General features: G+C 61.4%; 9 protein-coding genes, 1 tRNA gene and 3 pseudogenes. 5 read left to right on the top strand and 8 right to left on the bottom strand.

The annotated features are described in order from the left end of the window. Positions 1-7 precede the first annotated feature (7 nt). Positions 8-358 (bottom strand): hypothetical protein, encoded by a 351-nt coding sequence (locus tag AQ610_RS38260; RefSeq protein WP_009917297.1) that lies wholly within the window; start codon positions 356-358, stop codon positions 8-10. Between AQ610_RS38260 and rpoD the strand changes: the two genes are divergently transcribed. Together rpoD and AQ610_RS28875 are read left to right on the top strand one after the other, a co-directional pair. Continuing rightward, the gene (gene rpoD / locus AQ610_RS28880) at positions 249-2,459 is read left to right on the top strand and encodes an RNA polymerase sigma factor RpoD (protein ID WP_373281611.1); all 2,211 of its coding nucleotides are present in this window, start codon (positions 249-251) and stop codon (positions 2,457-2,459) included. The two genes, AQ610_RS38260 and rpoD, sit on opposite strands and share 110 nt — an antisense overlap. A gap of 123 nt (positions 2,460-2,582) precedes the next feature. After that, a tRNA-Ile gene (locus AQ610_RS28875) sits at positions 2,583-2,658 on the top strand. 193 nt (positions 2,659-2,851) lie between these two features. Here AQ610_RS28875 and AQ610_RS35315 read toward each other — a convergent pair. After that, positions 2,852-3,046: pseudogene (locus AQ610_RS35315) on the bottom strand (IS4 family transposase); the annotation flags it as partial. Positions 3,047-3,135: 89 nt separating this feature from the next. Here AQ610_RS35315 and AQ610_RS28870 point away from each other — a divergent pair. Further along, the gene (locus AQ610_RS28870) at positions 3,136-3,375 is read left to right on the top strand and encodes a DUF6429 family protein (protein ID WP_197417883.1); all 240 of its coding nucleotides are present in this window, start codon (positions 3,136-3,138) and stop codon (positions 3,373-3,375) included. 53 nt (positions 3,376-3,428) lie between these two features. Here AQ610_RS28870 and AQ610_RS28865 read toward each other — a convergent pair whose 3' ends face one another. Continuing rightward, the gene (locus tag AQ610_RS28865) at positions 3,429-4,835 is read right to left on the bottom strand and encodes an MFS transporter (RefSeq protein WP_006027808.1); all 1,407 of its coding nucleotides are present in this window, start codon (positions 4,833-4,835) and stop codon (positions 3,429-3,431) included. A gap of 411 nt (positions 4,836-5,246) precedes the next feature. On the opposite strand from AQ610_RS28865, the gene AQ610_RS35310 reads away from it, so the two are divergent. Then, on the top strand, positions 5,247-6,134 hold the full coding sequence (locus tag AQ610_RS35310; RefSeq protein ID WP_080595147.1) for a pyrroline-5-carboxylate reductase family protein: 888 nt from the start codon (positions 5,247-5,249) through the stop codon (positions 6,132-6,134). Between the two features lie 448 nt (positions 6,135-6,582). Here AQ610_RS35310 and AQ610_RS28860 read toward each other — a convergent pair whose 3' ends face one another. Beyond that, entirely contained in the window at positions 6,583-7,887 is a 1,305-nt protein-coding gene (locus tag AQ610_RS28860) for an NAD(P)/FAD-dependent oxidoreductase (RefSeq protein ID WP_045554720.1), read from the bottom strand. A 114-nt stretch (positions 7,888-8,001) separates the two neighbouring features. Further along, positions 8,002-8,391: pseudogene (locus AQ610_RS28855) on the bottom strand (DUF3138 family protein); the annotation flags it as partial. Here AQ610_RS28855 and AQ610_RS28850 point away from each other — a divergent pair. Next, positions 8,342-9,482 (top strand): annotated as a pseudogene (locus AQ610_RS28850) (AprA-related methyltransferase); the annotation flags it as partial. The pseudogenes AQ610_RS28855 and AQ610_RS28850 sit on opposite strands and share 50 nt — an antisense overlap. Before the next feature lie 137 nt (positions 9,483-9,619). Here the strand turns inward: AQ610_RS28850 and AQ610_RS28845 are convergent. The 3 genes from AQ610_RS28845 to AQ610_RS28835 form a co-directional block, all read right to left on the bottom strand. Beyond that, the gene (locus AQ610_RS28845) at positions 9,620-10,903 is read right to left on the bottom strand and encodes an FAD-dependent oxidoreductase (RefSeq protein WP_006027804.1); all 1,284 of its coding nucleotides are present in this window, start codon (positions 10,901-10,903) and stop codon (positions 9,620-9,622) included. 72 nt (positions 10,904-10,975) lie between these two features. After that, on the bottom strand, positions 10,976-12,148 hold the full coding sequence (locus tag AQ610_RS28840; RefSeq protein ID WP_009916012.1) for an ABC transporter substrate-binding protein: 1,173 nt from the start codon (positions 12,146-12,148) through the stop codon (positions 10,976-10,978). A gap of 156 nt (positions 12,149-12,304) precedes the next feature. Next, positions 12,305-13,318, bottom strand: coding sequence for a Glu/Leu/Phe/Val dehydrogenase dimerization domain-containing protein (locus AQ610_RS28835; RefSeq protein WP_006027802.1), 1,014 nt, complete (start codon positions 13,316-13,318; stop codon positions 12,305-12,307). Positions 13,319-13,332: the final 14 nt, after the last annotated feature.

Here is a 13,332-nt window from a genome sequence, read left to right as displayed (position 1 = left end):
AAGGTTTTCAGCGGTTTGTTTTCCTGGCAGAGGCGAGAAAGAAGGCGAGAATCGCGATGGCAAAGACTACCGGCGGAAAAAAAGCGGCGGGCAAGGCGACGGAATCGACCGTGAAGGTCGCGCCGGGCCGATCCGCAGTTTCCGCAAAGACGTCTTCGGCCCGCGCGGCGCACCCTGCGAGGAAGAGAGCCGCGGCCGGCACCGCCAAGGCTGCGCCGGCGCCGACGGCCAGCACATCACGGGTCGTCGTGAGGTCCAAGGCGAAGACGGCGAAGCCGGCTTTGACGCGGGCGAGTGCGAAAAGCGCAAGGGGAGCGGCTGCCGCGCCGGACGAAACGGCAGCTACTCGAGCATCCACGGTTCAACCGGCTGTAGTCCAGCAGCCGCGAGTCGATTTAGCCGGTACGGCGAACTCCATGACGAAAAAGCTGAACGAAGTATCCGTCGATGACGACGCAAACCAGAGCGACGACCAGCCTACCGCTGCGTCGGGCAAAGGCGAAAAGGCCAAGGCGCGCGATCGCCGCGCCAAGGAAAAGGCGCTGCTGAAGGAAGCGTTCGCGACGAGCACGCCCGGCACGGCCGAGGAACTCGAAGAGCGCCGTACGAAGCTGCGCGCGCTGATCAAGCTCGGCAAGGAGCGCGGCTTCCTCACGTACGCCGAAATCAACGACCATCTGCCGGACAACTTCACGGAAACGGAAGCGCTCGAAGGCATCATCGGCACGTTCAACGACATGGGCGTCGCGGTGTACGAGCAGGCGCCCGACGCCGAGACGCTGCTGTTGAACGACAACGCGCCCGCCGCGTCGTCCGACGATGAAGTCGAAGAGGAAGCGGAAGTCGCGTTGTCGACCGTCGATTCCGAATTCGGCCGCACGACCGATCCGGTCCGGATGTACATGCGCGAGATGGGCACGGTCGAGCTGCTCACGCGCGAAGGCGAAATCGAGATCGCGAAGCGGATCGAGGACGGCCTGCGTCACATGGTGATGGCGATTTCCGCATGCCCGACGACGATCGCCGACATCCTCGCGATGGCCGAGCGCGTCGCGAACGAGGAGAGCCGTGTCGACGAACTCGTCGACGGCCTGATCGATCCGAACGCCGCCGATTCCGACGGCTTCTCGGAGAAGGACGCCGAGGAAATCGAGAACGAGGACGAGGAAGCCGAAGAGGGCGACGAAGAGGAAGAGGACGAGGACGACGGCGCCGCGCAGGCGACCGCCAACGCGGCCCAGCTCGAAGCGCTGAAGCGCGCGTCGCTCGAGAAGTTCGCGCTCATCAGCGAATGGTTCGACAAGATGCGCCGCGCGTTCGAGAAGGAAGGCTACAAGTCGAAGTCGTACCTGAAGGCGCAGGAAACGATCCAGAACGAACTGATGTCGATCCGCTTCACTGCGCGCACCGTCGAGCGCCTGTGCGACACGCTGCGCGCGCAAGTCGACGAAGTGCGTCAGGTCGAGCGTCAGATCCTGCACATCGTCGTCGACAAGTGCGGGATGCCGCGCTCGGAATTCATCGCGCGCTTCCCGGGCAGCGAGACCGATCTCGACTGGGCCGAGAAGGTTGCGGCGGAAGGCCATTCGTACAGCGCGATCCTGTCGCGCAACATTCCGGCGATCCGCGAGCAGCAGCAGCGTCTGCTCGATCTGCAGGCGCGCGTCGTGCTGCCGCTGAAGGACCTGAAGGAAACCAACCGCCAGATGGCGGCAGGCGAACTGAAGGCGCGCCAGGCGAAGCGCGAGATGACCGAGGCGAACCTGCGTCTCGTGATCTCCATCGCGAAGAAGTACACGAACCGCGGCCTGCAGTTCCTGGACCTGATCCAGGAAGGCAACATCGGTTTGATGAAGGCGGTGGACAAGTTCGAATACCGTCGCGGCTACAAGTTCTCGACGTACGCCACGTGGTGGATCCGCCAGGCCATCACGCGCTCGATCGCGGACCAGGCGCGCACGATCCGGATTCCGGTTCACATGATCGAGACGATCAACAAGATGAACCGCATCTCGCGGCAGATCCTGCAGGAAACCGGCCTCGAGCCGGATCCGGCGACGCTCGCCGAGAAGATGGAGATGCCGGAGGACAAGATCCGCAAGATCATGAAGATCGCGAAGGAGCCGATCTCGATGGAAACGCCGATCGGCGACGACGACGATTCCCATCTCGGCGACTTCATCGAGGACTCCAACACGGTCGCGCCGGCGGATGCCGCGCTGCATGCGAGCATGCGCGACGTCGTGAAGGACGTGCTCGATTCGCTGACGCCGCGTGAGGCGAAGGTGCTGCGGATGCGCTTCGGTATCGAGATGAGCACCGATCACACGCTCGAGGAAGTCGGCAAGCAGTTCGACGTCACGCGCGAGCGGATCCGTCAGATCGAGGCGAAGGCGCTGCGCAAGCTGCGTCATCCGAGCCGTTCGGACAAACTGAAGTCATTCCTCGAGGGGAACTGATCGTCCGATTCCGATTGATCGCCGCCGGGGCGCAAAAATCCGGCGGCGATTTCCTTACTTAGTTGTTACAATGCCGACCCGGCCAGCATCACCGGGTCTTTTTTTGCGCCGCATTCGTTTTTAGGGCCTGTAGCTCAGGGGTTAGAGCAGTCGACTCATAATCGATTGGTCGCGGGTTCGAACCCCGCCGGGCCCACCACTCTTTTCTATTGAAAATCAACGATTTACTGTGCCGTTAAGCATAAAGTGGCCACCTGGACAGGTTATGCTTTATTTTCGGATGGGACGCATTTTGGTTTATCGGGAATTGGTGATAAGTTTAAAAGTTTGGTCGCGGCGGGCAGTCGCGATTGGACGCAAAAAAGCCGACCCGTGGGTCTAATGCCGTTCAGTTAAGGTTTTTTTCTGAGGAACCGGACGGCATAACGAGCGGGACGGGACTTGACGGCCCGAACGCATTTGCGATCGGGCCGTTTTACATTGATGAGCAGCTTGAGGTGTTCGCGAAGTCGCTTGAGGACGGTGGGCAGCTTGGCGAAGGCCGGCGTGCGTGCGGCCGACATCATCTCGTGCTGGATGAGATGGGATGTGTGATTCATGGACATCGTTTCAACTAAAATGCGGTGATGGACCGTGAGATTGCCGCGCGATTGCGTTGGGTTTCCGGATGAACGCCATGAACATCAACACCGCTGCGATTGACGATACGGTTCTCGCCCTTCTTTACCTGACACTGCATGACCACAACCGAGCATGGAAGAACTTCGATTGGGATGTGCTCGACCGGCTTCATGCACGTGGTCTCATCGACGATCCTGTCAACAAGGCGAAATCCGTGATCCTTACCGACGAGGGCTTGCGCGAATCCGAACGCCTCTTCAAGCAGCACTTCGTTGCCACAAGTGGCGAAACATAATAATGAAACGAACTTCTAACTCACGACACTAGGTCAGCAACTAATGGTTCCGTTCAAACGCGCTGCGCTTGATTCAACATCTTCCGCAGGATATAACTGGCGACGACAGCAGCCCCCACGTTGAAAAACATGCTGTAGACGAACGCGCTTTGCAGTTGAGAGAATTCCTGCAGATGGGACATTTTTTTTAAGGTCATCTGCAGGATCGTACTGACCGCCGTTACGCCAAATGCCGCGCCCACCTGCTGCAAGGTCGAAACGACTCCAGCGGCCATTCCCGCGAAATTTTCCTGGACGTTTGCCAAAACGATATTCAAAAGAGGGGTCATGACCATGCCTTGAGTAAAGCCCAGCGTCCACAGTACCGGCATCAGGAGCCACGGCCGTTCGAGGATAGGGAAATATCGCACGGCGAGTATTAGCGCGATGAAGCTTGCCGCGTAAGAGACCGCGCCAACGGAAACGACTTGGGGGCCGGATCGGCCGATTAGCCGGGGCATCAATAGCGACGAAATTGCAAATCCGATGCTGGTCGAAACATAGGTCATTCCCGCTTCAAACGGGCTTAGCTTCAAACCGGACTGAAGAAAAATCGAAAACACCAACGTGAATGAACCGGCAGTCGCATAGATGCACATGACCAGCGACGAGCCCTTGATGAATCGTCTTTCCTGGAGAAGCTTCATATTGATGAGAGGAACGTGGCCATTGCGTGCGTACCGGATTTCGTGACGCATGAATAGATACAAGGTGCCCAGACCGATCAACATCAGGACATAGCTTTTGAAGCTCCATCCCCAGACCGCGCTCATTAGCAGAGGCAGCAGTGAAACGGAGATTCCCATACTCGAAAGAGCGACGCCGGCCCAGTCCAGGCTGTTTTTCTGCTCGATAGACGTGTTCCGTAAATGACGAGAAAAAGCCAGCGCCAACAAGCCGATGGGGAGGTTGATAAAAAAGATAGCTCGCCACTGCAACTCCAGCAGATTGATCGAGATGATCAGGCCGCCTAGAACTTGCCCCGCGATCGCAGCGAGCCCGAGCGTCATTCCCAAGTATCCGAAAGCCCGTCGGGCGCCGGTTTCGTCAAAATCTGCTCGGATGCTTGCGTAGATTTGCGGAAAGAGTATGGCGGCAGACAGCCCTTGTAAAAAGCGCGCGAAGATCAGTACCGCCGCGTGGGGCGCGAGTCCGCAAAGAACCGATGACACCGTGAAGCACAGCATGCCGATCTGATAGGCCCGACGGCGCCCCCATAGATCGCCCAGCCTTCCTCCGGTGATGAGCAAGAGGCCGAACGATAACTCATAGGCTACGATAATCATCGTCAGCTCTACGTAGCTTGCGTGCAGTGTCTTCTCAATGTTGACGATCGCGATATTGACAACAAATAAATCGAAAATCGTTACGAATCCGGATAGCAAGAGTGCGAATAAAACATAGCGTTGATGGCTGATCATGTGAACCTCGATTGAATTCAATATGCGGGCGGTGGGCTCCACCTTGAATCTGGAAAAATCCTAATATCGTTAGCTCGATGCAACGGAAAGTCGAAGACCGTTTGCAGTGGAGCATGTGCGCGTAATCGAACAAGGGTTTGAATACGCGCCCAAATTTGCATTCCTGGTTGTCTGGGAAGGTATCGACACGTGCAGCGACATCCCATTGACCGATGGTCGGTCAAGCTCTAGGATAGCAACTCATGCTGACGCTGTCACGTCGCGATGCCGTGGGGCGCATGGCTCAGCGAACGGCTTGTTCGAGCCGAATGTCGAGTGATCGCGGTTCGTGTTGATCATCGGGCGCGAGGCCTCATGAGCCCTTTAGCGGCACGGCGACGCCGGCCGTTTTCAGACTCACCTGCTTGTCCAATGGCAGAACAAATCGAACTTTCGAAGGCTATCGGAGGTGATGGGATGACGAGTCAAAGAATCGGAATTATTGGTGCGGGGCACTTGGGGGTTGCTCTTGCGTCGCGCTTGATCGATGTTGGGTTTGATCGAGGAAATGTTTGGCTCGGACATCGTGGTTCCCAAAAATCGTATACGACGAGTGCGACATCGGGAGTCGAAGACCGTCTTGTAGACGTAGATGCGGTCATGCAGAATTGCGATGTAATTTTGTATACCGTACGGCCGATAGATTACGGAATGCTATCCAATTACAAATTGAGAGATGGGCAGATAATCATCTCGTTTTTGGCCGGTGTTTCGCTTTCCAGATTGTCAGGCGTTGCGCATGGATCGGGGTCGATCGCACGGGCGATTATAAGCTCACCGGATACGATTTCCAGCGGGCAGGCGCTCGGTGTAACTTGCGGCGACATGAATGAAAGCGCAAGGGATTTATTTGAATCCATGGTGGCGAACTTTTTGAATTTGCGATCCGAGAATCATTTTGAGCCAGTTACCGTGCTCGGCACTTGTCTTCCGTTTATATTAATGTATTGCGATTTTATCGGAACGGCTGTTGGTGATCGGGAAATATTGAAATGTGCTCAAGAATACGGGCTCGGTGAGTGGGGCGAGGTTATCGATTGGGCGAGGCGGGTTAGGCTTGTAGATTTAAAGAAAAATGAAATCGAGGATTATGTAAATCAATGCGCGACGCCGGGCGGCATTGCCGAGAGCATCATGAATTCGCTTCGTCTTCACGGGGATTTTGCAAGGACCGTTCGAGAAGGGATCGAACATGCTCAAACGATGCTTTGCGTTCAGTTGGAGAAACACGGATCCATCGGGCTTGGCGGGCACGTTTGACGAAACCGAAGGCGTCTTCGAGCGGCGTTCTCGATGGCGACCTGTGAAAGAGGACGAGCATGCAAGAATCGAATGCTTGGGCGCAACAAGCGTCCGGACAAAAGGCGGCGCTTTGTGATGGAGAACGTTTTGCCTCTTGGTCACGGTCGTCGGAGAGGCCAATTCGCGGAGCGCCAAGTGCGAGCTGATTTCGGTCGCAAGTGTATCTTCGTCGAACGCGGGATGTGCGCGAACGAGTGCGATCGAAATCTGACGATGGATATCGTGATGTACAACGGTCGCGATCCTCGATGTCTCGCTTGACGCGACGGCAAATCAGCGTGCCGTCGGCATGGTTTGTCTGTAGATCGCATCCCTGTTGTTTTTCCCATGCGGAGCAGTTGGTTGACCGCGGGGTTGCGGCAACCGAGTGACGAATGTGTCGAGCGAAATCAGGCGAAATGCGCGTTCAGAACAGCAGCTCGCGCGCGCGGTGATACAGCATGCCGAGCGCGAGCGCGGGCTGCCGCCACGCGGGGCCGCCGGGAAAGCGCCGGTGTCGCAGCCGCGCGAACAGATCGAACGCGCGCGCGTCGCCCGCGATCGCGTGCGCGACGATGCGGCCCGCGATGCCGGTGAGCGCGACGCCGTGGCCGCTGAAGCCCTGGAGATAGAAGTAGTTCGGATCGATCGCGCCGAAATCCGGCGCGCGGTTGCGGGTCACGTCGACGAAGCCGCCCCATGCGAATTCGATGCGCACGTCGGCGAGCTGCGGGAACGCGCCGATCATCCGGCTGCGTATCGCGCCGACGAGCGCGTCGGGCGACGCGCCCGCCGAGCTCGCGCGGCCGCCGAACAGCATCCGGTGGTCGGCGGACAGCCGGAAGTAATCGAGAAAGAAGTTGTTGTCGCAGACCGCGTCGCGCCGGGAGATCAGCGCGTTCGCGCGGTCGGCGCCGAGCGCCTCGGTCGCGACGATGTACGACGCGATGGGCGCGATGCGCGCGGCCGCCGCGGCGGGCAGCACGCCGCCCGGGCCCGCGTTGCAGCACGCGACGACGTAGCGGCAGCGCACCTCGCCCGACGGCGTGCGCACGACGGGCCGCGCGCGGCGCGCGACTTCGAGTGCGGGCGTGTGCGAGAACAGCCGCGCACCTTCGCGCCGCGCCGCGTCGGCGAGACCGATGCAGTATTTGAGCGGATGCAGATGCCCGGACAGCGGATCGTGGACGCCCGCGACATAGCGTGGCGACGCGATGCGCGCGCGAACCGCGTGCGCATCGAGCCATTCGAGCGACGGATGTCCCCAGCGCGACGTCGCGCTATCCATCCACTGCCGCAGCTCCGGCACGCGGCGCGGATGCGTCGCGACGGTCAGATAGCCGCGCGTGAGGTCGCAGTCGATGCCGTAGCGCGCGATGCGCTCGTCGACGAGCGCGAGCGCGTCGAGCGACAGCGCCCATGCTTCGCGCGCGCCTTCGATGCCGAGCTGGCGCTCGATTTCGCCGTCCTTCGCGAAGCCCGCGATCAACTGCCCGCCGTTGCGGCCGGACGCGCCCCAGCCAGGCCGGTATGCGTCGAGCACGGCGACCGACAGGCCGCGCGCGCGGCAGTCGAGCGCGGTCGACAGGCCGGCGAATCCGGCGCCGATCACGCAGACGTCGACGTCGAGCGCATCGTCGAGCACCGGGTCGTCGGCCGGGCGGCGAACGGTGGCTTCGTAGTATGAGCGGCGGGCGAGCGCGTCGGCGCGGCGGGCGAAGGTGTCGATCATGGGCAAAACGCGAAAGTCGTTCGGCATGCACGCGTCGCGACGTCGTGCAGTCGCGGCGCGTGATGCTTCAGAGAAAGGTTGTGGCGCAAACGCACGCGCGTCGCGCCATTGACGTCAGAACGAGTAGATGAACTGCGTCGCAAGCAGATCGTTGGACTTGCTGTACGAGCCGTCGTTCCGCAGGAACACCTTGTTGTTCGCCCAGTCGTGCCGGTATTCGACCTTCACGGTGATCTGCTGCGTCGGGTAGAACAGCAGGTCGAGCGCGACGTCCTGCCGGTTCGCGCCCTTGCACTCGAAGCCGAGGCCGCCGTTCGCCTTCGATGTCGCGAGGCAGTCCGCATCGATGCCGAAGCCGTCCGCGGTATCCATCCCGTTGCCGTTGAGCGCGACCCCGCCGCCGCCGCCCCCGTTCTTGCTGTTCGCGAGGAAGTCGTAGCGCAGCGTCGCGCCCATCCGGCCGAGCACCGGCACGTTGAACTTGCGGTGCGCGAGCAGCGACAACGAGCAGCTTGAAAACTACCTCCGCTCGCACGCCGACGACAGTTGCAAGCTGCTCGGCGTGCCGCTCGGCACGCCGCTGCGCGTCGAGATCGCCGACGCCGGCGCGCCGATCGAAACCCGCCGCGGCGACCGCGAGGCGACGCTGCGCATCGGCAGCGACGACGCGCAGCGCGTGATGGCCTACACGCGCAGTTGCAACTGGGCGAACGGCATCGTGCTCGTGCCGACGCTCACGCGCCTCGTGCTCGCGGGCGCGTTCGACGGTCTGAAGGCCGGCGAGCCGCGGGCGATGCACGCGTTCGCCGCCGGGCACAAGGCCGATCCGACGCGCAATCTCGGGCTGCTGTGGGGGACGCTGAACCTGCTCGCGCTGGCCGGCTGGGTCACGCTGAGCAGCGACCGCTCTTCACGCGCTTGGCCGATGCAACGTCGATGCTGCAGCACCTGCATGCGCTGTGCCATCGTCGGCGCGTGAACGACGACGAAAGCGCGCTCTATGCGGAGCTCGTGCGAATCTGCATCGACGGATGGCCGCTGCCGGAACCGCGGGATGGCCTCGGGCGGCACGTCCATGCGCAGTTGCGCAACGCGATGGACGGGCTGCTGCTCGGCCCGACGTGGATCGCGTCGCGCTGAGCGCGGCGTGGGCGCTGATGGGCCACGCGGGCGTTGCAGACGTCGATTCCGAGGGCGAGCGCGTGCAGCTCAACGAAGCGGGACGCATCCATCGGCCGATCGCCGCGCCGTATGCGGGGCTTGCCGCATCGTACCTGCGCACGTACGCGTTGCTCGACGAATTGCTGTTCGGCGACCCCGATCCGCTCGATGTCGATCGCGACGGACACATCGATCGCATGATGAACGTGTACGCGTCGAGCAGCGCCGGATCGGGTCCGGCGTCGAGGGAGATTTCGACAAAGATCATTCGCCGCCTGTTCGACGATACGCCGCTCGATTAGCAGCCGGCCGGCATTTCCGACATGGGCTGCGGCGACGGCAGCGCGCTGCGGCGCCTCGCGCAGTACGTCATACAGTCTCGACCATCTGCGCCCGAAATTCCGGCGCGTAGGGTTGTGGTGCTTTCCCATGATGGGCTCCTCCTGTTCCAAAGGATAGGTGTCCACGAAACCGGGTCAACCCCACTCGACCGCCCGATCGACAAAACAAGAGTCGCGCGGACGGTCACTTCTGTCTGCGCGGGAGTGACCGTACGGACAGGCTTTTCACGTCAAGGACGCGCCACGTCGAACAGTCCTTCGCGAACGGGCGAAAAGACATCGAGGTCCGCTTGGTAGCGGGATTGACCTTCGACTGCCAGTTCGACCAGCACGCGCCCGAACAACGGAGCGTATTTGAATGCGCGCCCAGACTCCATGACGCACATTGAAGCGCGTGGATAGAACGCGTCGGTGGACGGTTCCGTCGGGATCCGGCCGATGACGAGCTTGCCGTCCGGACTCATGGAATAGAGGCATGTGCCGGCGTGATGGTAGCGGCCGGCATCGATGACACCGGGATCGATGAGCCGGCCGAGATGACCGGTGAGCTCATCCAGCAGGCGCTCGTTCACGCCAGGCCGGATTGCCGCGGGCGAGTCGAAGACATCGTAGGTGTAGTCCGCGCTCATCTTCACCATGTTGCTCATGGTCGGCGAGAAATCCAGCGGCGGGAAGCCGTAGAACGTGCCATGGTCGCTCGCATCGATGTTCCCGAACTCAAACCAGATTGGTACCTGGGGACTGCGTTTCTTGAGTTCCCAGTACGCGTAGTTCATCTGCCAGATCTTCCAGCGCGGCGTTTGCTGCAGGCCGAAGCTCTTCAGCACTGAGTCGGTCCATACGCCCGGACACGCTATCAGATGTTGTCCGTGGACCGAGAGCGACTCGCCGTCGCTCTCGGTGTGCAGCATGTAGCTGCGGCCCGCGGCCGCCGGATGATGTTCGATGCCGACCACGGCATGCTTGTCCAGCACGTGCAGACGGCCTGTCTGCTTCGCCGCCAGAAAGAACGCCTTCGCGGCCGCTTGGGCATTGATAGAGGCGCTCGCGGCCTGGACAAGCCCCGCATAATCGTCAGGCAGGGCCGCCCGATTGAATACCGGGAACCGCCGGCGGATCGCATCGGGAGAGTCCAAGTACACGTACGGCATTCCCATGCCGTCCATGGTCGCCCGGACCTGCATGATGTTGCCTTCGGTCGTCATCGGCGCATCCCGATGTCCAAAGAAAATGAGATCGTTCACCGCAAGCAGTTGCGCGCCCGTTGCGTGCTGGAGTTCCATCCAGAGGGCGAGCGACGTTTCGGCCAGACGCGTTTCCGACTTGTTGTCCTGCATCAGGCGGAACATCCGCTCGATGCCCTTGGAGCTATTGACGTCATTGCGGACACCGAACTGATCGATGATCAGCGTATTCAGGCCCTTGGCCGTCGCATAGTAGGCGCTTGCGAGACCAAGAATGCCTCCGCCTACGACCAGCACGTCGAAATTCGAACCGGATTTGATGGGATGCATCAGTATTCTCCTGATAGCTAGAGCTTGCGTGATGGTGATGATTCATTGATGCGACCGGCAGCGCAGCGGGTCTTAAGTGCGCTCGGTCCGGGGCTGCGCCGCGCTCAGGCTGACCCAGTACCCGGGTTGATAGGGAACCGGCAGAAACCGCTCGTGCAGCTCGCGAAACGTGGCTTCGGGATCCAGGTCCGCAAAGGGCTCCGGGTGCAGCCATTTGGCGAGGCGCTGCAGCGCGATGAAGTAATACGGGTTGTCGTAGAACGGATGCCAGATCGCATGCACGCGCCCACTTCTGACTGCGCGCAAGGCCCGGTACCCGGGCCTTGCCATCAGTCGTTGAAGACGGGCCTGCCCTTCGGCGAGGCTGGCGCCCGGCCCGAGATTGACCCAATTGCCCGCCGGCGAATACAGTGACCAGTTGGCGCCTGTGACAATCACGACGTCCGGGTCGGATGCGATGACCTGCTCCGGATGCAGTATTCCAAAGTCCCCTTGCAGAAATCGGTCGCCGAGGTTGTCGCCGCCCGCAGCTCTGACCAATATGCCGAAGTTGCCATGGCCGTAGCTCAGGCAGCAGTCGTCATAGAGGCCGGCGGCACGCTCGAGCATGAGCAGCGGCCGCGATGCGACCTTTTGCAAGGTCTCCGTCACACGCCGTGTTTGCGTGTCGCGGAATGCCAGGAAGCTGCTTGCGCGCGCCTGGCACCCCAGCAACTCGCCCATGATCTCCACGCTGCGCGTCGCGTTGGCAGACAGCGGCGTGCGGAAATCCAGGTAGATGACCGGAATGCCGACTCGCTCCAGATGCGATTCCAGCCCCGACGATTCGGCGGCCGAGCGTGCGCTCAGGTTCAGCAGCACCACGTCGGGCTCCAGCGAGATGAGCCGTTCTGCGCTCAGCGCGTCCGACGTCGCGCCCGGAAACGTGGGAATGTTGCCGATTTCAGGAAAGCGCCGCTGATACGCGCGATAGCCGTCGAGATCGGCGGCGCGGAAGTTCTCCCCCCAGCCGACCACGTTGTGGAACGGCGCGTTCGGACGCAGCAAGGGCAGGACATAGGCTAGCGCGCCGTCACCCAGCAACAGGCGGCGCGCCGGGCGACGCAGCGGTACGGCGCGGTCTGCGACGTCCTTGATCGCCGTCGCTTCGGCGGAGACGGCCCGCGCCGAAGGCAGGGATGCCAGCCACGCCGTGGCGAGCATACCGTGCAGCAGCGCGCGGCGCGACAGGGAAATGTCAGTCAAATTTTCATCTCGCGACGAATGGGCCGCGTCCGGGCGCAGCCGCTCGATTGCACGGCTGTACGGCAGGGCTGCGCCGGACGCGGCGCTTTCTCTCGGTGCCGCTTGCAGCGAACGCGGACCAGGCAGGCTCCTATCGCCTGGACGCGGGCGCCAAGGCTAGTGGGCGTGCGAAAGCAGCGTGGGAATGTTGCAACCCAGCAGATGCGAGCGCTTGAGCAACTCTTCCGTCTTGGCGCCGATCAGCGCCCCGGTGTATTCGTTTGCTTGATTTTGCGTCATGATGCGGAAGACATCCGGGAACGACCGTTCGACGCTGTCGCAGATCACAGCGCCGGCATTGCTGACGTAATCGGGGAGATACCCGATGCCCCTGCCGATCAGCTTCGCTTCCGCTTCCGGGCTCTCGAACGGGGAGTTCGAACTGCTGACCACCCAGCGAGTGCGAATGCGATCGACGGTCTTCATGTCGAGAATCCCGGAGAGGGAGGCGACGCATAGTACGTCGGATGCGCATGGCCAGAACTCGTCCTCGCTCAGCATACGCACGCCGGTAGGGATCTCCGGACTTGGCCGAACGTCGAATCCGACCACGTCGTAGTCGCGTTCGAGGCATTGCCGGGCCACCTCCCGGCCCACCTTGCCCATGCCGTGAATTGCCACCAGCGGCGTGTCGGTGCTCCGGTGCGTGAACTGCAGCACGGCCAGCAACGCACTCCAGACTCCGTAGCCCGTGGCGATCGAGGTATTGATCTGGGGGTTGTCCATGGCGTCCAGAATCCACTGCGTTGACTTCCGGAGATAGGCCATGTGGGTACTGCTGGTGTTGATGTCGCATCCGGTGTACATCGAGCCGGCATACCGGTTGAGCGTCTCGCCGATTGCGTCGAACACGTGCTGCGCGTCGTCGGGCGCGGCGTTGCTGTTGACGACGATCTTTCCGCCGCTGAAGCCCGTGCGGTAGAGGCCGTGCTTCAGGTCCATCGCATGGGCCAGCATGACTGCCTCGTCCTTCTGCTTGCTCAGCGAGTCATATCGATGCCAGCGGATTCCGCCGTTGCTCGGCAGCGCGTGCCGGCGCGGCGAGCATGCGATGGTGAAGGAACTCTGGTCGTCCACGACGATGGTTTCGACTTCGTATTTGCCGTAGCGGGGATGATTGATGATGGCCATAGTCAAGCGTACTT

Origin of the sequence: Burkholderia humptydooensis, assembly GCF_001513745.1 — a bacterium.
Lineage (GTDB): Bacteria > Pseudomonadota > Gammaproteobacteria > Burkholderiales > Burkholderiaceae > Burkholderia > Burkholderia humptydooensis.
This window is presented reverse-complemented; position numbering and strand designations above follow the sequence as displayed.

Coding starts and splice junctions, on each gene's coding strand:
- AQ610_RS28870 (WP_197417883.1), top strand. CDS start 3,136: ATGAACATCAACACCGCTGCGATTGACGATACGGTTCTCGCCCTTCTT.
- AQ610_RS28865 (WP_006027808.1), bottom strand. CDS start 4,835: ATGATCAGCCATCAACGCTATGTTTTATTCGCACTCTTGCTATCCGGA.
- AQ610_RS35310 (WP_080595147.1), top strand. CDS start 5,247: ATGGCAGAACAAATCGAACTTTCGAAGGCTATCGGAGGTGATGGGATG.
- AQ610_RS28860 (WP_045554720.1), bottom strand. CDS start 7,887: ATGATCGACACCTTCGCCCGCCGCGCCGACGCGCTCGCCCGCCGCTCA.
- AQ610_RS28845 (WP_006027804.1), bottom strand. CDS start 10,903: ATGCATCCCATCAAATCCGGTTCGAATTTCGACGTGCTGGTCGTAGGC.
- AQ610_RS28835 (WP_006027802.1), bottom strand. CDS start 13,318: ATGGCCATCATCAATCATCCCCGCTACGGCAAATACGAAGTCGAAACC.